General features: G+C 64.4%; 13 protein-coding genes. 5 read left to right on the top strand and 8 right to left on the bottom strand.

Features of this window, described 5'->3' with window-relative positions; all coding sequences use genetic code 11:
* Nucleotides 1–79 precede the first annotated feature (79 nt).
* The 6 genes from AUR66_RS01415 to AUR66_RS01390 all read right to left on the bottom strand — a co-directional run bounded on the left by AUR66_RS01415 (nucleotide 80) and on the right by AUR66_RS01390 (nucleotide 10,001).
* On the bottom strand, nucleotides 80–2,371 hold the full coding sequence (locus tag AUR66_RS01415; RefSeq protein ID WP_058570749.1) for a DUF7846 domain-containing protein: 2,292 nt from the start codon (nucleotides 2,369–2,371) through the stop codon (nucleotides 80–82).
* A 2-nt stretch (nucleotides 2,372–2,373) separates the two neighbouring features.
* On the bottom strand, nucleotides 2,374–3,531 hold the full coding sequence (locus AUR66_RS01410) for an ABC transporter ATP-binding protein (protein ID WP_058570748.1): 1,158 nt from the start codon (nucleotides 3,529–3,531) through the stop codon (nucleotides 2,374–2,376).
* Entirely contained in the window at nucleotides 3,521–5,116 is a 1,596-nt protein-coding gene (locus AUR66_RS01405) for an ABC transporter permease (protein WP_058570747.1), read from the bottom strand. The genes AUR66_RS01410 and AUR66_RS01405 overlap by 11 nt, the downstream gene beginning before the upstream one ends.
* 14 nt (nucleotides 5,117–5,130) lie before the next feature.
* Entirely contained in the window at nucleotides 5,131–6,297 is a 1,167-nt protein-coding gene (locus AUR66_RS01400; RefSeq protein WP_058570746.1) for an iron ABC transporter substrate-binding protein, read from the bottom strand.
* Nucleotides 6,298–6,371: 74 nt separating this feature from the next.
* On the bottom strand, nucleotides 6,372–7,529 hold the full coding sequence (locus tag AUR66_RS01395; RefSeq protein WP_058570745.1) for an alpha-1 4-glucan-protein synthase: 1,158 nt from the start codon (nucleotides 7,527–7,529) through the stop codon (nucleotides 6,372–6,374).
* A gap of 120 nt (nucleotides 7,530–7,649) precedes the next feature.
* The gene (locus AUR66_RS01390; RefSeq protein WP_058570744.1) at nucleotides 7,650–10,001 is read right to left on the bottom strand and encodes a DEAD/DEAH box helicase; all 2,352 of its coding nucleotides are present in this window, start codon (nucleotides 9,999–10,001) and stop codon (nucleotides 7,650–7,652) included.
* A gap of 101 nt (nucleotides 10,002–10,102) precedes the next feature.
* Here AUR66_RS01390 and AUR66_RS01385 point away from each other — a divergent pair, with 101 nt between their 5' ends.
* From AUR66_RS01385 to AUR66_RS01365, 5 genes are all read left to right on the top strand, one after another.
* Entirely contained in the window at nucleotides 10,103–10,528 is a 426-nt protein-coding gene (locus tag AUR66_RS01385) for a DCC1-like thiol-disulfide oxidoreductase family protein (protein WP_058570743.1), read from the top strand.
* Between the two features lie 21 nt (nucleotides 10,529–10,549).
* Nucleotides 10,550–11,026 carry a GIY-YIG nuclease family protein gene (locus AUR66_RS01380; protein ID WP_058570742.1) on the top strand — a complete coding sequence of 159 codons (477 nt, stop codon included), beginning with the start codon at nucleotides 10,550–10,552 and terminating at the stop codon, nucleotides 11,024–11,026.
* Between the two features lie 233 nt (nucleotides 11,027–11,259).
* Nucleotides 11,260–12,051, top strand: coding sequence for a helix-turn-helix transcriptional regulator (locus tag AUR66_RS01375; RefSeq protein ID WP_058570741.1), 792 nt, complete (start codon nucleotides 11,260–11,262; stop codon nucleotides 12,049–12,051).
* A gap of 60 nt (nucleotides 12,052–12,111) precedes the next feature.
* Complete coding sequence (locus AUR66_RS01370) at nucleotides 12,112–13,251, top strand: pyridoxal phosphate-dependent aminotransferase (RefSeq protein WP_058570740.1); 1,140 nt, start codon at nucleotides 12,112–12,114, stop codon at nucleotides 13,249–13,251.
* Nucleotides 13,252–13,457: 206 nt separating this feature from the next.
* Nucleotides 13,458–14,177, top strand: coding sequence for a hypothetical protein (locus tag AUR66_RS01365; RefSeq protein WP_231727710.1), 720 nt, complete (start codon nucleotides 13,458–13,460; stop codon nucleotides 14,175–14,177).
* 52 nt (nucleotides 14,178–14,229) lie between these two features.
* Here AUR66_RS01365 and AUR66_RS01360 read toward each other — a convergent pair whose 3' ends face one another.
* Both AUR66_RS01360 and AUR66_RS01355 read right to left on the bottom strand, forming a co-directional pair.
* On the bottom strand, nucleotides 14,230–17,307 hold the full coding sequence (locus AUR66_RS01360) for an FAD-binding and (Fe-S)-binding domain-containing protein (RefSeq protein ID WP_058570739.1): 3,078 nt from the start codon (nucleotides 17,305–17,307) through the stop codon (nucleotides 14,230–14,232).
* Between the two features lie 105 nt (nucleotides 17,308–17,412).
* The coding region (locus AUR66_RS01355) for an L-lactate permease (RefSeq protein WP_058570738.1) at nucleotides 17,413–18,984 on the bottom strand (1,572 nt) is incomplete at its 5' end.

Here is an 18,984-nt window from a genome sequence, read left to right as displayed (position 1 = left end):
CGGGTTTGAGTCTTTCTATCCCTAAAATTCAAGATTTCAGTACACTCTCGATTCACTCAGAACGTTAGGGTGACTCCACTCACGCCGTCGCCGTCGCGTTCGTCTCCACCGACACGCCCGGCAGGTACTCCCCGTCGGGTCCGACCCACTCGCCTTCGGTTCCGCAGTCGGTGGTCAGGCGGCAGACGCGCGTCTCGGGTGGCCAGAGAACGCGAACGTCGTCGCCGCGTCGCTCCACCGAGACCGTCTGTCGATACGTCACCGTCTCCCCGAAGTCGCCGACGTAGGTCACGAGGAGTGTCGCCTCGCTCGCACCGGCAGGAATCGGCACCCGGTCGGGCCCGGCGGCCCGCGGGTAGTTCGTCACGCGGACGCCGTCAGACGTGATGTCCCACTCGACGGTGCGGGTCTCGCCCATCGGAACGTCGTACCGCGCGTACTCACCGCCCGCTTCGACGCGGACGGAGACGGTGTTGCTCCCGTCGGGCGTGCCGAGCGTCGTCGTCGCATCGACACGGTCACCCGACAGAACCTCCAGACGGGTCAACTCTGGCTCCACGGGGTCGACCGCACCGGTCCACGTCCCTCGATAGGTAAACCGATAGGGCGTCCGATTCGTCGCGTCGAGGACCGTGAAGTCCTGTTCTGGACCGTCGTCGATGGCGTAGACGACGGGGCCGTCGAATCCGGGGTCGTTACGGAGGGTCTGGAACGGGTGGGCCGACCAGTCGCCGTACGGGTCGGGGTGGAAGACGAGTGCCTTCGTCTCGTCGTCACCGTCGTTCGCCCCACCTGCCCCGACTGCCGGAACCGACGGCGTCAGGGGTGGGTCTTCGAACCCTGCTTCGATGATGGGTTCGTAGGTCGCTGCGAGATTCTCGGTCCGAAGGTGGTTCTCCTCGTACGGGTCGCTTGCGGCGTCGAGGGTGACGCCGCCGGCGACGAGTGCCGAGACGAGCAAGACGGAGAAGACGACGCCACGCGCCTCGGAAGCCGAGAACCGACGGTGTGCGAGGCGTCGCAGGACCCGAGCGAACCCGAGGATTCCGGCCGCACCGAAGGCGGCGAGTGGGACGAGGGCGTCGAAGTGGTAGAACGGCCCGAGGAGGTCGATGAGGCCGTTTCGGAGGCCGTTGTGCGTCCCCCAGAAGAAGGCGTTGCCGACGAACACCGAGACGAAGATGCCGAGCAGAATCGCCGCCAGTGCGTCGTCCGATAGTTCAGAGAACGCCCTCTCGCGTCCGCCGAGACCGTGGTAGCGCCGTCTGTCGCGTCCGCGAAGGCTTCGGCCGGTCTGGTGTCGCCACCATCGCTGGGCCGTGAGGCCGACGCCGACGACGGCAGCGACCGTTCCAAGCCACCCCATCGGCCCCCAGCGAGTCACGAGCAAGCGAAGTGCCTCGATGCTCGTCTCCACGCCAACCGCCGGTGTGAACATGATGTCGTACCCGAGTATCGCTCGCCGGCCGAATCCGATGCCGTCGAGGGGTGCGAAGGCGATGTACGGGAACGTGAGTGCGTCGCCCGTGACCACGGCGTTGTACGCGAGGGTCAGGCCGACGAAGGCGAGTCCGGGGAGTGCGATGGCGACGTAGCGGCGGAAGACGGGCCACCCAGTACCGGCTTGCCACGCACTGGCGAGTGCCCACAGCGAGTGTGCGATGAACGGAAGCGCGAACAAGACGGCCGTGTAGGGGCGTGCGAAGAACGCGAGGCCGACGAGTGCGCCGGCGACGACGGCGTATCCCGACGAGTCGCGCCGGGCGGCCCTGACGTAGCAGACGGCGAACGCGAGGTTCAGCATCGTCGCCGGTGCGTACGCGAGGAACGTCGCCGACGTGAGGAGAAACAGCGGCGAGAGGACGAGCAGAGCGGCGGCGACGACGCCGGTCTCTCGGTCGAACACGTCTGCGGTAAGCGTGTAGACGAGAGCAGCGTTCGCGGCAGCGACGGCACCCAAGACGAGGTTCGGGAGACCGACAGCCAACCCAAGCGCGAACAGCGCTGGGACGACTGGCGAGTACTTCGAGTACATCTGCACGCCGCCGGGTGCGCTCGTCGTCTCTTCGACGACGAAGAACCACGGCCTGACGGCGTCGGCGAGTGCACCGGGGTAGAGGAACACCTTTCCTTCCAGGAGCATCGCGGCCTGCGTGAGGTAGACGCCTTCGTCGTCGTTGACCGAGTGAAATGCGAAGAGGTCCACTGCGAGCCACGTCACGAAGAGACCGACGACCAGCGAGACGACGAGTGCGACTACTCGGTGGCGTGTTCGCTCGCGGTCGAAATCGAACGAGAGGGTGTGGTCGAAACTAAAATCGACGCCGAAATCGAGGTCGAAGTCTGGAATACGAGGCCCGCGCCGACCCATCCTCAGTCCGAGTAGAGACCGGTTTCGGGGCGTTGTTCGCGCGGGAACCACGCGAGTTCGTGGCCCGCGTCGAGCGTCACTTCGACGCGCCCGTCGGTCGGCACCGTCTCGTCGTGGTTGTGCATACACAGCAGGTTGTCGCCGCCGTCGAGTGCGACTTCGTAGAGAATCGTCGGCCCGAGGTAGCGCTTGCCGACGACTTCGCCGTGGCCCTCACCGTCGCAGGCGTGGGCGGACACGTCGTCCGGGCGGACGAGGATGTCGATGTCCGTCTCGTCGTACTCGGGGGCGAGGCCGTGAATCTGCTCGCGTGCGACCGACCCGAGTTCGGTCTCGACCACGCCGCCGGAGATGCGACCGGGGAGGAACCCGGCGTACCCGAGGAACCCGGCGACGAACCGCGACTCGGGGTGCTGGAACACCTGCTCGGGTTCGCCAATCTGTTCGAGGTCACCGTCGTTCATCACGGCGACGCGGTCCGAGATGGACATCGCCTCCTCTTGGTCGTGCGTGACGGAGATAGCCGTCACGCCTGCTTCCTTGAGGATACGACGGACTTCTTCGCGCATCTGGACGCGGAGGTCGACGTCGAGGTTCGAGAAGGGTTCGTCGAGGAGCAAAATCGCGGGCTCGGGTGCGAGCGACCGGGCGAGGGCGACCCGTTGTTGTTGCCCGCCGGAGAGTTCGTCCGGGTAGCTTCCGCCCTGCGCTTCGAGGCCCACGAGGTCGAGTAGTTCCTCGACACGGGCGTCACGTTCGGCCTCGCTCAGGTCCTTCAGGCCGAAGGCGATGTTCTCCGCGGCGGTGAGGTGCGGGAACAGCGCGAACTCCTGGAACACGACACCGACACCTCGCTCTTCCGGTGCGACGAACGAACCGTTACCCGACACGGGACTGCCGTTCAGTCGAATCTCGCCGCCGTTGGGCCGGTCGAGCCCTGCGATGAGGCGAAGTGTCGTGGTCTTGCCGCACCCGGATGGCCCGAGGAGGGTGAGGAGTTCGCCCTCTTCGACGGCGAGCGAGAGGTCTTCGATGACCGTCTCTGTCCCGTAGGATTTCGCGACGCCGTCCAGTTCGAGGACTGCGCTGGTGTCGGTGTCTGTGTGCGACATCTGTTGGGTGTCGGAGCGTTCGGTGGTCGAAAGTGTACTATTTGACATCGTATCCCTCTTGGGTGATGATGACGAGCATCGAGAGTCCGGAGACGAACAGCAGGATGAGTGCGGGCACGGCGGCCTGCCCGAAGTAGCCTGCCGCGTAGGCCGTCCAGATGTGCGTCACGAGCGTCTTGAACCCCGCAGGACGCAGGAGGAGCGTCGCCGGGAGTTCCTTCATGGTGGTCAGGAAGACCAGCGCCGCGCCGCCGAGGAGGCCGGGCGCGACGAGGGGGAGCGTCACGTGACGGAACGCTCCCGATGGCGTCTCCCCGAGCGTCCGCGCCGCCTCCGGCAGTGCCGGGTCGACCCGGAGGAACGACGCACGGAGCGACCCGACCGCTTGCGGGAGGAAGCGGATAACGTAAGCGAAGACGAGGAGATAGAGCGTCTGGTAGATTGGCGTCGCGTAGGAACTCCCGAAGAAGACCAGCGCGAGGCCGAGGACGACGCCGGGAACCGCGTAGCCGACGTAGGTGGCGCGTTCGAACACGGAACTCACTCGCGAGGGGTGCCGTGCGGCGAGGTACGCCACGGGGAGGCCCACCAGCGTCGCCGCGCCGGCAGTCGCCGCCGCGACGAGGACGGAGTTGAACGCGTATTCTGGCTGGAACGCCAGCGACTGACTCGTCTCGGCGACACCCTGTGCGAACCACGTGAGCAGGATGCCCAGTGGGACGACGAGTGCGACTGCCGCGACGAGGGCGGCGAACCCAATCGCCGGATACTTCCAGCGACCGAGGCGCATCACGCTGCCCGACCGGCCGCCTGTCGTCGTGCGTTCGTCGCCGCGAATCTGCGATTCGAGCGTCAGGATGAGGAGCGTCACGGCGACGAGTTGCAGCGACAGGAGCGTCGCAGTGTCGCGGCCGAACGACCCGAACTCCACGTAGATGACGCGGGTGAAGGCGTCGAACTTCATGATTGCGGGCGTCCCGAAGTCCGAAAGTGCGTAGAGTGCCGCGAGCAGTGCCCCGGCAGCGACTGCGGGGCGAATCTGCGGGATGGTCACCCGCTTGAACGCCTCTCCACGGGTGTGGTTCAGCGTCCTCGCGGCGTCGATGAGCGTGGTGTCCATCGACTTCAACGCGGCACGGGTGGTGATGAACACGTACGGGTACGTGTAGAGCGTCAGCACTAAAACGGCTCCGGGTAGCCCGTAGATTTCGGGGAGTGATTCGACCCCGAGCGGTTCGAGTAGGCGCTGGAAGACGCCTTGCGGACCGAACGCCGACACGAACGCGAACGCGCCGATGTAACTCGGGATGACGAGTGGGAGCGCGATGACGATAGTCCAAAATCGCTTGAACGGCAGGTCGGTCCGGACGGTGAGGTACGCCAGCGGGACGCCGAGTGCGACACACGCCGCCGTCACGAGGACGACGAGGACCGTACTGTTCAGGAAGACTTCGACTGTCGTCGGCCGAGTGAGGAGCGCGAGTGCGTCCGAGAATCCGACGTCGAGCGCCGATTTGACCAGCCACAACAGCGGGACGATGACGGCGGCGGCGACAGCACCGCTCGCGATAGTCAGACCGAGCGGTTGCTCGTCTTCGCCATCGCCGGTCTGCGTCTGCTGTTCAGTGGCCATCGTCTTGTCTTACCTCAGAGCACGCCCACCTCACGCAAGAGTCGCACGGTTCCTTCCAGGTCCGACAGTTGGGTCAAATCCAGCCCTTCTGGCGGGCTGAGTTCGTCGATACTGGGGAGTTCGCCGATTGGGTCCACGCCCGAGACGAGCGGGTACTCGAACGTCGTCCGCGCGAAGTAGTCTTGCGCCTCCGCAGAGAGCAGGTGGCGAACGAAGTTCGCACCCAGGTCCGCGTCGTCCGCGGTGTCGAGGACGAGTGCACCGGCGACGTTGAAGATAGACCCGGCGTCGCCGGAGGTGAAGGCAGTCCCGAGCGGGGCGTCTGGCCGCCCGGCGAGGATGCGCTGGATGTAGTAGTGGTTCGCGAAGCCCGCGCCGATTTCGCCGTCGGCGACGGCCTGCGAGACGAGGAACTCGTCGTTGAACTCGGTGACGCCGAGGTCCTGCATCCCCTGAAGCCACTCCTTGGTCGCCTCGTCACCTTCGAGGACGCGCATCGCGGTGATGAACGCCTGGAACGACGAGTACGTGGGTGCCCACCCGATGTTGTCACGGAACGCTTCCGTCTCGGGGAACGCCATGATGTCGTCGGGGATGTCCGAGTCGGCGAACTGGTCGGTGTTGAACGGGACGGTCCGCGCGCGACCCGAGGTGCCGGTCCACTGGCCGTCTGGGTCGTGGAACTCGTCGCGGACGAGGTCCAGCACGTCGGTCGGAAGCGACTGCGTCCGCCCTTCGTCTTTCAGCGCGCCGAGCGACCCCGCGTTCACGGAGAAGAACACGTCTGCGGGGCTGTTCTCGCCTTCCGTCAGAATCTGGTTGACGAGTTCGGTCGCGGAGTTGTACCGCGGGCGGACGGTGAAGTCGTCGTAGTAGTCTTCGAAGAACGAGATGAGTTCGCCGACGAGTGCCTCTCCGCGCCCGGAGTAGAGCGTGAGTTCGCCCGAGAGGTCGGGCATCTCCGCTATCGAGACACCGCCAGTAATCTCGCGGTCGCCGAAGGGTGAGCGACCAGACCCGATTTGCTGGACAGAGTCGCCACCACCGCTGGTTTCGGTCTCCGTCTCGTTTTCGCCGCCGAGCCCGGTACAACCGGCGAGAGAGCCGAGACCGACTGCCGCCGCCGCCGTGATGAACCGGCGACGACCGTGGCCGCGAGGCTCCCGGTCGTGGTCTTGCATACATAGATTTAGGTCGCCCTAAATCATTTATATCTACCGGTTCAGCGAGCGACGAAGAAGGAAAGAAGCAGGCGTCAGTCGTCCGCGGGGACGGCGGCGCGGGGTGCTGCGAGGAGGTCCAGACAGTCCAGCCACGCTTGCATATGCTCTCCGACGTAGTTGAAGAACTCGCCGTTTCGATAGTCGGACCAGTCGCCCTCGGCGAGTTCGTCGGCCATCGCTTCGAACACGCCAGCGTAGGAGTCGGCATCCCCGCCGACGCTGTCGACGATTTCCCAGAGGTGTTCGTTGAGTTCGAGACCCGGAACCTCGTTGTTGAGGTCGTCGAACGTCGGGCGTGCGGCCTTGTTGTGCTCGCAGAGCGGATAGCCGGTGAGGACGTCCTTTTCGAGTACGTCGGCGGCGCGCTTGAGGAAGACACCCGACCAGATGTCGTCGAATCGGCCGACCTCCCACTCGTTGTCGTCCATCGGCAACTGGTAGAACGCCGGGATGACTTCGCGCTCGAACGCGAGGTTCATCGAACAGACGGTGAGGTACTGGCCCGGTTCGGCCACGAAGTCGCCGTCGAAGTCGTCGAAGTCGGTTCGGGTCTGTGCCTGTCCCTCCAAATCGCCGTCCATCAGGATGCGGACGGCGTCGAGGTCGGGGACGTTGGTCCACAGTCCCTGCGAGGCGACCACGTCGCGGAGTTCGCGGGTGCCGGTCTCGACCGTCTCGTCCATCGCCGAGTAGGGGTACCCGCGGGGGTAGAGACCGTGTTCTTCGGCGTTCTGGTAGAGGACGTTCACCCACTGTTCGTCGCTCGACACGGACTCAACCTCGTCGGTGCGGTGGAGGTTCTCCATGTGTCGGCCGAAGAAGTCCCACTCGTCGTGTGGAAGGGTGTCGTCGTCGATGAAGACGCCGTAGTCGAACTCGGGGTGCGCCCACATGTAGAGCAGGCCGAAACTCGTCTGGGCGTGACTCGCCGCCGGGACGAGGTGCGAGAATTCTTCGATTCCGTGCTCAGCGTACCATTCGTCGCGCGCAGATTCGTCGTAGACAGCGCCAGCGACGCCTTCGTCGTCGAGCATCGCCGCCATCCCCTCGGTGTCACAGAAGTCCTCGGTCACGAGGAGGACGAACAGACGGTCGAGGTCGAAGCCGTGTGCGCGGGCGTTGTCGAAGTACGACCGCATGCACTCGTACTCACGGATGGTGGGCACGACGACGCAAATGTCCGGTTGCATCGTCTGTATGAATTTAGGCCGACCAAAAATAGCTGTTGGTCCGCGATAGAACGCATCAAGCAGCCAATAACTTCGGAACGTGCCGGGCCTCACTGTCGGACGTACTGGCTCTCGCCGGCGTTATTCTCGCGCCCCTGTCAACGACTCCAACAACGTCACTGCCGTGTCTTTCGCCAGTGGGTCGTTCGCGTTTCCGCACTGCGGCGATTGCACACAGGACGGACACCCATCTTCGCAGTCACAGTCGTCGATGAGCGCCGCCGTCTGGCGCATCAGACGTTCCACGACGTCGTATCCGGCACGGGTCAACCCGACGCCACCGGGATGGCCGTCGTAGATGAAGATGGTCGATTGCTCGGTGTGTGGGTGATACGGCGTCGAGAGCCCGCCGATGTCGCCGCGGTCACACAGGAGGGTCAGTGGGAAGAGCGAAATCATCCCGTGTTCGGCGGCGTGGATACCGCCGTTGAACCCGTAGTCGCTGCCCTTCTCGTGGCCGCGACGCATCTCGCGCATCTCCGACTCGACGTCGCCGGGGACGGTGAAGTACAGGGCTTTCGTCCGCAGACTCGTCTCTGGCAGGTCCAGCAACTGTTGGCCGAGCGTCGTCCCGCGCTTCGGGTCGCGGCGCTCGAACCCCGTAATCTGCTTTCGCATCGTCACCTCGGCGAACTTGACTTCCACGTCAGACCGCGCAGACAGCGGTTTCGAGAGGATGTCCCGCTCGACGGTGATGTGTTTGTCGTGGAGGACGCGGGTGTAGTAGTCGGCCCACGTAGGTTGCAGACGGGCCACGTCGCGGTCCAAATCGAGGTCCGCGACTTCGTACGTCTGGCCCTGATGGTGATACACTGCGCCGGGGTGAGCGTCGCGGAGGGCGTCGTCGAAGGCGAGTTTCGCGATGGTCTCGTTGTTCCGCGAGTCCATCAACTGGACCTCTCTGTCGGTGATGGTTCGCAGACTCATGGAGTGCTGCGGACTACTGTCCCCGTCGTGGGTCCAGCGAATTCCGTCGTTCGTCTCCCGGCGGGCCAGCGTCCCCGTGTCTTCGAGGTCCGACACGACAGTGGGGAACGTCTGCCCGAAGTAGGCGTCGTCCGCGGCCGAGAGCCAATTTTCGGCCGCCGCGCACGCGACGTGACTCGGGAGGAGGTGGTCGTTTTCGGGGTCCGACACCGCCCGTTCCGGGTCGCCGTCGAAGAACTCCGCGGGGTGCGTCATCAGGTATTGGTCGAGTTGGTCCTCGCCGCCGACGAGGACGACGAGTGCGGGTCTGTCACCCCGGCCTGCACGCCCCGCCTGTTGCCACGCGGACATCCGCGTGCCCGGATAGCCGTCGATGAGCACCACGTCGAGGCCGCCCACGTCGACGCCGAGTTCGAGTGCGTTGGTACTCCAGACGCCGCTGACGTCGCCGTCGTGGAGGCCTGCTTCTATCTCCCGTCGTCGGTCGTGCGTGAGGGCGGCCTGATAGGCGGCGATTTCGCCTGCCAGTCCGTGTTCGCCCCGCTTTCGCAGGTCGCTCGCGCTCTCGGAGGCGTAGCGCTCGGCCGCCTGTCGGGCACGCGTGAACGCGAGTGTCTGATGCCCACGGGCGACGAGGTCTACGAACAGGTTCTTCGTCTCGACGTGGCCGGACCGTCTGCGACCTGACCCACCGGAATCGGGGTTCTCGTACTCCGGCGGATTCCAGAGCACCCAGTGCGTCTCGCCGGTGCCACTCGTGTCCTCGTCGACGAGGGCGAACGAGGGTTCGTCCTCTCCGGTGATTCGGGCGGCGTGTTCGACGGGATTACCGATGGTCGCCGAACAGCAGACGAACTGTGGGTCGGACCCGAATCGCTCACAGACGCGCTTGAGTCGGCGAAGCAGGAGTGCGACGTGACTGCCGAAGACGCCGCGGTAGCCGTGCACTTCGTCGACGACGACTGTCTCCAGCGACGAGAAGAACCACTCCCAGAGGCGGTGTGCGTGCGGGAGCAGTGCGTAGTGGAGCATGTCGGGATTCGACAGGAGGACCGTCGGGCGCCGCTTTCGAACCTCGCGCTTCTCGGATTTCGACAGACGCCCAGTGTACTGGTCGACCGAGACGCGACTCCCGAATCCGAGGCCGTGTGCGAGGTCAGAGAGTGTGTCGAGTTGGTCGGAGACGAGGGCGTTCTGCGGGCCGAGGTAGAGCGTTCGGCCGCCGTGGTCCATCGCTCGTTCGAACGCAGGAATCGTGTACGCCAGACTCTTTCCGCTCGCAGTCCGGGTGGCGAGGACGACGTTCTGGCCGTCGCGGACCGCCTCGACTCCCTGCGCCTGATGTCGGTAGAGGCGGTCGATACCGCGGTCCGAGAGCGCCGACGCCAACCGGGGTTCGAGGTCGATGTCGGCGAACGTGGGGTCTCGTGCGTCGAATCGGCGGTGCGCTCGCATCTGCCCCTCGTAGTACGGGCGGTTCCGAAGCCACTCGATGAGGTCGTCCACACGCCCTCTGCGGACTTCGTCACCCTAACGCTGTCGCCGGAGCGTCTACTCGAACTGCGTCTGCCGTGCACCTTTTGTTCGTCGCACCCCGACAGAATCGTATGGACGTGGACGCCGTACTCATCTACGACGGTGAGTGCCCCTACTGTTCCGTGGCCGCGACTGCGCTGAAACGTCTCGACGACGTGGAAGCAATCTCGTGGTACGACGACGCCGCGCAGGCGTTCCTCGCCGACCAGTTCGACGAGGTTCCCTTCGCGATGGTCCTCGCAGACCGCCGAGAAGAACGTGTGTACGCGGGCCGTGCCGCCGCGAAGGAACTCGCCGACAGAGCTGGTATGCCCGGCCTCGTCGGCAGTCTCGTCCGCGACAACTACGAGACGATTGCCCGCGTCGTCGGCGTCGCGAGTGGCCGTGGCCGCGACCCGGACGACGTCCACAGTCGCTATCCCATGCAACGCGAGGCCCTCACTCGCTTCGACGCACTCGTCGAACACGCCGAACCGCGCCCCGCCGCACTTTCGTAGTCCTCACAGGAACCGTCACTCGTGACCGTCTACTCGCTCGAACCACACGCCCTCGCCACCGCCGCCGACCCACTCGAACTCGACACGCGAGCACCGCGAGGAACCTACGCACTGGTTTTCGCGGTTCCCGAGACGACTATCGAGGTTGGCGCCCTCGGTGACTGTGAGTTCGACGCTGGAGGATACGTCTACGTCGGAAGCGCGTTCGGAACGGGCGGTCTCCGCCGCGTTCTCAGGCATCGACGCGTCGCCTCCGGAGACCACGATGCCCGCCACTGGCACGTCGACTATCTCGGTGGCGACTCCGACGTCGAACTCACTCGCGTGGTCTGTGTCCCCGACCAGAACGTCGAATGTGCCGTGTCGTCGACACTCGGCGCGTCGGCGCTCGACGGATTCGGGTCGTCTGACTGCACCTGCGATGCACACCTCGCGGCGTTCGAAAATACGGAGACGGCGACGTCGCTCGCGGTGGCAACGTTCGAAAGCAAAGTGTGAAGGGGGGTCCCACCCCCTTCGTCCGCCCGAACCGGACCGGGCACCCCGGTTGAGGCGGGTTAGCCGGTTGTCAGAGGCACCCCGGCACGTATAGATACACGGCCAAGTCACTTTACCTCACCCCCTGGGGATACCACTCAGAGATTGAGAACTAGTATATGAAATTTTTTATTATTTATATACTTCTCCGCCCTGCACGGGTCATTTAAGTGTCACGACGGCAATCGGCAAGCATGGTTGGGTTCGGTCCCGGTGAGGTATTCGACGTGCTCACGTCGCGACGGGAGGTGCTCGTCTCGCTCTCCGAAGGTGGAAAGCGACCGGCCGACCTGACCACCGAACTCGACGTCTCTCGGTCGACCATCGACCGGAGCATACGCGAACTCGAAGGCGTCGGTTTCGTCGACGTTGTCGACGGTGTCGCCCACACGACGCTCTCGGGTCGGATGGCGCTCAGCACGTACAATCGGTTCGTCGCGCAGTTGAACGACATCAGCGAGGCCGCCAGCGCACTCGAACCACTGCCGCCCGATGTGCCCTTCGACTCGGTGATGCTGGACGGGTGCGACGTCGTCGCCGCGTCGGAATCGGACGGCGAACGACCGCTCGAGAGACTCACGTCGCTCGTCGAGGACGCAGTGTCGGTGAGGGGGTGTGTGGTCGCCGCACTCCCATCCCAAGTCGAGGTGTACTATCGCCGCATCGTCGACGACGACGTGTCGGCCGAACTCGTCGCCACAGAAGACGTGGTAGAGCGACTCGTCACGGCGTATCGTCCGCAACTCGTCGAACTCTGTGCGACGGACTCCTTCTCGCTTCGTTCGATAGCGTCGCTTCCGTACGGTCTCCTCGTGGTCGAACGGCCGACTGGACCGGTTGCTGTCGTCGAAATCTACTCTTCCCGCACGCTCGTCGGCGTCGTCTCCAACGACAGACCAGACGCCGTCGCGTGGGCACGCTCACAAATCGACCGCTGGTGGGACGACTCTCTGCCGCTTCCCATCTCGCCCGGCCGCGAGGAGTGAGGCGAGGGCACTAGCCTCGCAACCCCAACGACTTACGAGGGGCGAATCGAAGGGGTTCCAATGACGACGTTTCCCGCGATTCCGTATCTGGAGTGGGTTGTCGGGCGCGCCGACGAGGCGACGTTCGACCTCGCGACGAGTGACCTCCGCGTCGCAGCAGACGACGGCGGGGTCGTCCCGCCGATTCTCGCCGGTCTCTCCGACCCCGTAGACGAGTCACTCGTCTCCCAACTCGCAGCGCGATACGACGTGCCGGAATCGTGGGTGCTCGTCACGGCGGGCGCGTCGAGTGCGAACTTCCTCGCGTCGTGCGCCTTACTCGACCATTCGGGTCGCCCCGGCGACGTTGACGACGACCACGAAGACGACTCCGAAGACCACCCACGGCCACAGGTCCTCGTCGAAAAACCGGGATATCAACCGCTGTCTGCGGTTCCGGACGCACTGGGTGCGCGCGTCGACCGATTCGTCCGCCCACCGGAGTACGACTACGACATCGAACCGCACCGTATCGACGGTGCAAAATCGGATTCGTTCACGTACGCCGTCGTCACGAACCGACACAACCCATCGGGGAGACTCGCCTCACGCGCCGAACTCGCGGAGTTGGCGCACGTCGTGGGCGAGGCCGGCGGGTCACTCCTCGTCGACGAAGTGTACGCTCCCTACGTCGACCCCGCTCACGACGGCCCATTTGGCGGTGAAACTGCGGCGGGCCTGCCGAACGTCGTCACTACGGGGTCGTTGACGAAGTTCTACGGTCTCGGCGGTCTTCGAATCGGCTGGATAATCGCCGACCCAGCAATCGTCGAACGCGCACGCTCGGCGTCACTGTACCTGCCGTCGGTGGCCGACCCCAGTCGGAAACTCGCCCGCCGAGCACTCCACCACAGTGAGCGCCTCGAATCGACCGCCCGTGAGCACTTCTCCGCGAATCACGAACGACTGGCCTCGTTCGTCGCGGACCGGTCGAACGTCTCGGGTCGCATCCACGCCGGCGGCACGTTCGCGTTCCTCTCACACGACGACTACGACGGCGACGAGGTGGCCGATGCCGCGTGGGAACGTGGCGTTCTCGTCGTCCCTGGCCGGTTCTTCGATGCACCAGAGGCGTTCCGAGTCGCACTCGGCGGCACGCCAGAGGAGATGGCCGCCGCACTCGACGTGTTCGGCGAGGTTCTCGACGACCTCGCGACCTGAGGCGGGTTGACCGTCGAAAGTGGCCGAATGACCGTCGAAAGTGGCTGATGGGCCGTCTGAGATTTTCGAGTCGGAACGCGTGGGTCGTCACGTACCGACGAATATCCCTCTTTCCTGAGAATCGCGGAGTATAGGTCTCAGAACACGGGAATGTGCGTACTCGGCTAAGTAGCTTCTTCGCATCGATTCAGGTAGTGGTGAACACCGTGTCAGTCCCATCTACAGAACGACAACGAGAGGAATCGACTCCCGAATCGACCACAGAGACGTCGCGGATGCGACGCGTTCGACGACTTGCGGGTCTCGCCCTCGTCGGCGCAGCGTACTGGACCGTCGTTAGACCCCGGATGCTGAACTGGGGCGCGACGCCGACGGAGGTCCGACGCCCTCTGGCCGGCGACGCCCTGCTCCCAGAACCAGACGGGGAGTCCACGATGGCTATCACTATCGACGCGCCCCCAGAGGACATCTGGCCGTGGCTTCGACAACTCGGACAGGGACGCGGCGGATTCTACAGTTACGAGTGGGCGGAGAACCTCGTCGGCCTCGACATCCACAACGCCGACGAAATCATCCCCGAGTACCAGGACATCGCCATCGGCGACGAGGTCAGACTCGGGAATCCCGACAGATACCCCGACACGAAACTCGAAATCGCGGCAATCAGCCCCGAGCGAGCGCTGGTCCTCGAAGCCCCGAACGACCCACCGTGGTGGGTCTGGTCTTTCGTCCTCGACCCGGTCACAGAGACGGAGACGCGTCTCGTCGTCCGCTCGCGGATTAGCCTGCCGGACAACCCAGCGCTTCGCGTGGCGAGTCAGGTAGTCCTCGACCCAGTGACGTTCGTGATGACCCGCGGGATGCTCCTGGGAATCAAGTCTCGGGCCGAAGCGCCCGCGCGTGAGGAACCGTTACTGGACGTGTGAAAGAATCGAGTGTGGAGGTGTTCGCTCGGCGAGTCGCGTGCTTCGGTTGCGCTTACGCCTCGATGGCGCGGGCGAGCATCTCGACTGGGTGTGGCGGTTCTTCGTCCACACCCATGTCTTCGAGTTGTGACCGACAGGACGCACCGGGAGCGACGACGACGTCACCCGGACTGTCCGCAACCTGACCTTCGAGGATGTTCCCAATCGCCTTCGACATGGAGTAGTGTTCGGCTTCGTAGCCGAAGGAGCCAGACATGCCACAGCACGTCGAATCCAGCGGGTCCACGTCGAATCCGGCACGGCGGAGGACGCCCACCGCGTGGTGGTCCTTTTTGGTGGACTTCTGGTGGCAGTGGCCGTGGTACGTCAGGTAGTCGCTCTGCGGGAGGAACGAGAGATTCTCGTCCAGTCGGTAGGTGTCGACGTACTCCATGACGCCGTAGGAGTTGGCCGCGACGGCCTCCACGTCGTCGCCGGAGAGTAAGTCGAGGTAGTCGGACTGGAACATCACCGCGTCAGAGGGTTCACACAGGACGATGTCCCACCCCTCTTCGACGAAGGGCGCGAGTGCCTCGACGTTCTGTTCCGCGTCGGCGCGTGCCTTGTCGAGGAAGCCCTTCGAGTGCGGCGGTCTGCCGGACCCGGCGACTCCCTCGGGGATGCGAACGTGGACGTTCGCCGCTTCGAGTGCCTCGACGGCCGCTTTCCCGACTTCGGGGTGGTTGTAGTTCGTGTAGGTGTCGGGGAACAACAGCACCTTACGGTCTGCCTGTGCTTCGGCGATGGTCGCCGCGCCGCGCGACTTGAACCACCCGACGAAACTCTGCGAGTGGAACGTCGGTAGCGACCGCTCTTTGGCGATGCCGATGGTCTTTTCCATCACCCAGCGCGCGCCGGGAACCTTCGTCGCGGCGTTGCTGACCGGCGCGAACTTCGACCCGAGTTCGGACAGCGAGTCGATGTTGGCGAATATCCGGTCGCGGAGACTGGAGCCATTGCGCTGGTGGTACTCGTGCATCACCTCGGCTTTCATCTTCGCCATGTCGACTTCGCTCGGACAGTCTTTCGAACAGCCCTTACATCCGACACAGAGGTCCAGCACCTCGTGGACGAACTCGTCTTCGAACATCTCGTCTTCCGGCAGACCACCGCTCATGGCCTGTCGAAGCATGTTCGCGCGCCCGCGAGTCGCCTGAATCTCCTCTTCGGCGGCGCGGAACGTCGGGCACATGACGCCACCGACGGTAGACTGCTGGCCGCGACACCCAGCACATCCGTGGCAGAGTTCGACCATGCCCTCGAATCCGTTGTCGTTGTCCCAGTTCAGCGTCGTCTCGAATCCGGCGTCGAGGTCGTAATCCGGCGAGAACCGGAGGTTCTCGGTCAGGTCGTAGTCACCGCAGATGTTCCCCGGATTGAGCAACCAGTCGGGGTCGAACTCGCTTTTCAGGTCGCGGAAGACGTTCCAGAGGTGGTCTCCGTACAGTTTCCGGTTCCACTGGGTGCGTGCCCTGCCGTCGCCGTGTTCGCCGGAGACAGACCCACCGTACTTGACGACGAGGTCCGTCACCTCGTCGGCGATGGCTTCGAACGTCTCGACGCCTTCGACCGTCTTCGTGTTGACGAGGGGTCGAATGTGGAGCACGCCCGGTCCTGCGTGTGCGTAGTAGGACGCGAAGGTGTCGTGTTCGTCGAGGATATCCTGGAAGTCGGAGACGTAGTCCGGGAGGTTCTCCGCCGGGATGGCGGTGTCTTCGATGTACGCGATGTGTTTCTCGTCGGTCGTCCGCGAGAGGAGAATCGGGAGGCCCGACTTGCGCATCTTCCAGAACTTCGCGCGGGTGTCGGCGTCGTGCGCCTCCATGAAGTCGGTCGCGCGACGTTCTTTGTTGGTCACTGAGGCGGACCCACCGTTGGGTTCGAACTCGGTGCCGTCGGGGTCGATGACCCGGTCTTCGATGAGGTCTGCGACCTTCTGCTTGCCTGCTTCGTCGGAGTCGGCGTAGAACTCGACGAGGAGGGTCGAATCCGTGCCCTCGGGGAGCATCCCGACCACGTCGGCGAACTCGGCCGTGTCACGCGCCAAGTCGAGAAGCACGTCGTCCATGACCTCGACTGCCGCGGGTTCGTGTTCGAGGATGGGCGCCACGTCGTGCATCGCGTCGATGACGTCGTCGTACGTGAGGAGTGCGACAGACGCCGTCTCCGGGATGGATTCGAGCGAGACAGTCGCCTTCGTGACGAGTGCCAGCGTCCCTTCGCTCCCCGCGATGAGACGACCGAGGTTGACGGTGCCCGCTTCCCACTCGTCGTCGATGCCGGTGTCGTCGGGGGTCCGACGCTCACCGCGCATCTCGTCGACGAGCATGTCGAGGTTGTAGCCCGAGACGTTTCGCTTCAAGTCCGGGTAGCGCTCGGAAATCTCGTCAGCCTCGTCGTCGAGTATCTGTGCGACTTTCGCGTAGATTCGCTCTTCGAGCGAGCCTTCGGGGTCGCCCTCCTCACGGAGTTCGTCGACGCTCATCTCGCCGAACGTCGTCACCGTCCCGTCCGCGAGGACGACTTCGAGTTCTTCGATGTAGTAGTCGGTCTTGCCGTACTTCAGCGAGTGCGCCCCGGTCGAGTTGTTGCCGATTGCGCCGCCGAGGGCAGAGCGGTCGCCCCACGCCGGGTCGGGGGCGAACTTCAGGCCGTGGGGGGACAGTCGTTCGTTCAGTTCGCCGAGTCGGACGCCGACCTCTGCGGTCGCCGTCTGCGCGTCGGGGTCGACGTCCGTGACCTCGCCCATGTGGCGGACGAAGTCGAGGACGACAGCCTCGTTGACGGTCTGCCCTGCGAGACTCGTGCCACCGCCTCGCGGGAGGACAGGTATCTCGCGCTTTGCGCAGTACTCCATCACCGCCGCCACGTCTGCCGTCGACTTCGGCATGACGACGCCGATGGGCATCTTCTCGTACGCCGAGGCGTCCGTGGCGTACAGCGTTCTCGTGTAGGTGTCGAATCGCACGTCGCCCTCGACGATGGATTCGAGGTCTTCGACCAGCCCTGGCCGCTCTACGTCGTCGTTGACGTAGTCGTAGTTGCCCTCCAGCGAGGGGTCGGCGGCCGCTTCGTGCGTGTTAGATGCCATTGATTGGTCTCTCTAGTAGTGGATTTGTGTGAAACAATATAGACACCCGGGAAGGGGTGTATGTATTTTCATTCGTGAACGATTCTCCGGTCGAACGTCCACCGGTTAGAACACGCCGGGGAACAGCACGTAGCTGAACAGGAGCGTGAGGATGCCGGTGGCCGTCCCGTAGTAGACGAGCGGGATGAGTTCGAGGCGGATGACGCGGCCCTCTTCGCCGACGAGGCCGACGACTGCGAGCGCAGCGACGACGTTGTGGACGGCGATGAGGTTCCCGATGGCGCCACCGACTGCCTGCGCACCCAGCATGATGGTCTTCGGCGTGCCAATCTGGTCTGCGACACCGTACTGGAAGGTACCGAACAGGATGTCGGAGACGGTGTTCGACCCCGCGAGGAACGCACCGAACGCGCCCACGTACGCGGCGAAGAACGGGTAGGCCGAGCCAGCGATGCTCGCCATGCCCTCCGAGAGGACGATGAGCATGCTGTCTGCGCCGGTTGCGGCGCCGGACTGGAGCATAATCTGCACCGTGGCGACGGCGAACAGCAGCGCGACGACTGCGGGTCCGACTTTCTCGACGGTCTCTGCCCACGACGCCTTGATTTCCTTGCTGTCCATCCCGTGAATCGGAATCGTCACGAGGTGCACCGCGATGAACACTGCACCGGGCAGGTAGAGGAACGCGAAGTCGTTTCCGAGCCCCGTCCCGAGGATGTTGCTCCATCCGACGACGAACAGGTCACTAGTGATGAAGGCCTTGACAGGGTCCGCGACGCGGGTGACGACGAGCAGGAGCGCGACGAGCGCGTACGGCGTCCACGCCTTCAACAGCGACATCTGACCGGCCGATGCCGGCATGCTGGACTGAACCGACCCGCCGTCGGCGGCGACGGTGACGTTGTCGTTCGTCGACTCGCCGGGCTCGATGTCACCGATCCAGTGGTCGGGCCACGACGATTCGGGAGCGAAGTCCCACTCTTCGTCGGGGTGGAAGAGCCCAGCCTTGAGCGCGGTGACCGTCACGGCCAGACCGACCATCGACCCGAGGAGACCAGGGAACTCCGGTCCGAGGAAGTACGCGGTGAGGAAGTACGGAACCGAGAACGACGCCCACGCGAACAGCGTGAGAGGCAGCACTTCGAGCGCCGGTTTGATGGACTTCTCTTCGCCGAAGAAGCGCGTCATCATGGCGACACCGATGAACGGAAGCGCGATGCCGACGATGACGTGGTGCATGGCAGCGAACACGGCGATTTCGCCGACCCACGCGGCGATGGATTCGAAGTTTCCAGCGCCGAGAACTTCGGAACTGATCGTCTCGACGCCCTCGAAGATGTCGATCATCCCGATGATGAGCGGCGTCCCGACGGCACCGAACGTAATCGCCATGAGGTTCCCCGTGAGGGCAATCACGACGGCGGCCAGCGGCGGGAAGCCGAGTCCGACGAGAAGCGGACCGACGATTGCGGCCGGGGTACCGAACCCGGCGGCCGACTCGATGAACGAGCCCATGAGGAAGACGAGCAGGACGACCTGCACGCGGCGGTCCTCACTGATGGACGCGAACCCGTTGTTGATAGAGTCGAACGCGCCCGTCTGCTTGAGCGTGTACAGGAGCAGAATTGCCCCGAAGACGATGTAGAGGATGTTCGCTGCCGTGATGAAGCCGTTAAT

This window comes from Haloferax profundi, assembly GCF_001469865.1.
Lineage (GTDB): Archaea > Halobacteriota > Halobacteria > Halobacteriales > Haloferacaceae > Haloferax > Haloferax profundi.
This window is presented reverse-complemented; position numbering and strand designations above follow the sequence as displayed.

Coding starts and splice junctions, on each gene's coding strand:
- AUR66_RS01370 (WP_058570740.1), top strand. CDS start 12,112: ATGACGACGTTTCCCGCGATTCCGTATCTGGAGTGGGTTGTCGGGCGC.
- AUR66_RS01415 (WP_058570749.1), bottom strand. CDS start 2,371: ATGGGTCGGCGCGGGCCTCGTATTCCAGACTTCGACCTCGATTTCGGC.
- AUR66_RS01410 (WP_058570748.1), bottom strand. CDS start 3,531: ATGTCAAATAGTACACTTTCGACCACCGAACGCTCCGACACCCAACAG.
- AUR66_RS01395 (WP_058570745.1), bottom strand. CDS start 7,529: ATGCAACCGGACATTTGCGTCGTCGTGCCCACCATCCGTGAGTACGAG.
- AUR66_RS01360 (WP_058570739.1), bottom strand. CDS start 17,307: ATGGCATCTAACACGCACGAAGCGGCCGCCGACCCCTCGCTGGAGGGC.
- AUR66_RS01405 (WP_058570747.1), bottom strand. CDS start 5,116: ATGGCCACTGAACAGCAGACGCAGACCGGCGATGGCGAAGACGAGCAA.
- AUR66_RS01400 (WP_058570746.1), bottom strand. CDS start 6,297: ATGCAAGACCACGACCGGGAGCCTCGCGGCCACGGTCGTCGCCGGTTC.
- AUR66_RS01375 (WP_058570741.1), top strand. CDS start 11,260: ATGGTTGGGTTCGGTCCCGGTGAGGTATTCGACGTGCTCACGTCGCGA.
- AUR66_RS01385 (WP_058570743.1), top strand. CDS start 10,103: ATGGACGTGGACGCCGTACTCATCTACGACGGTGAGTGCCCCTACTGT.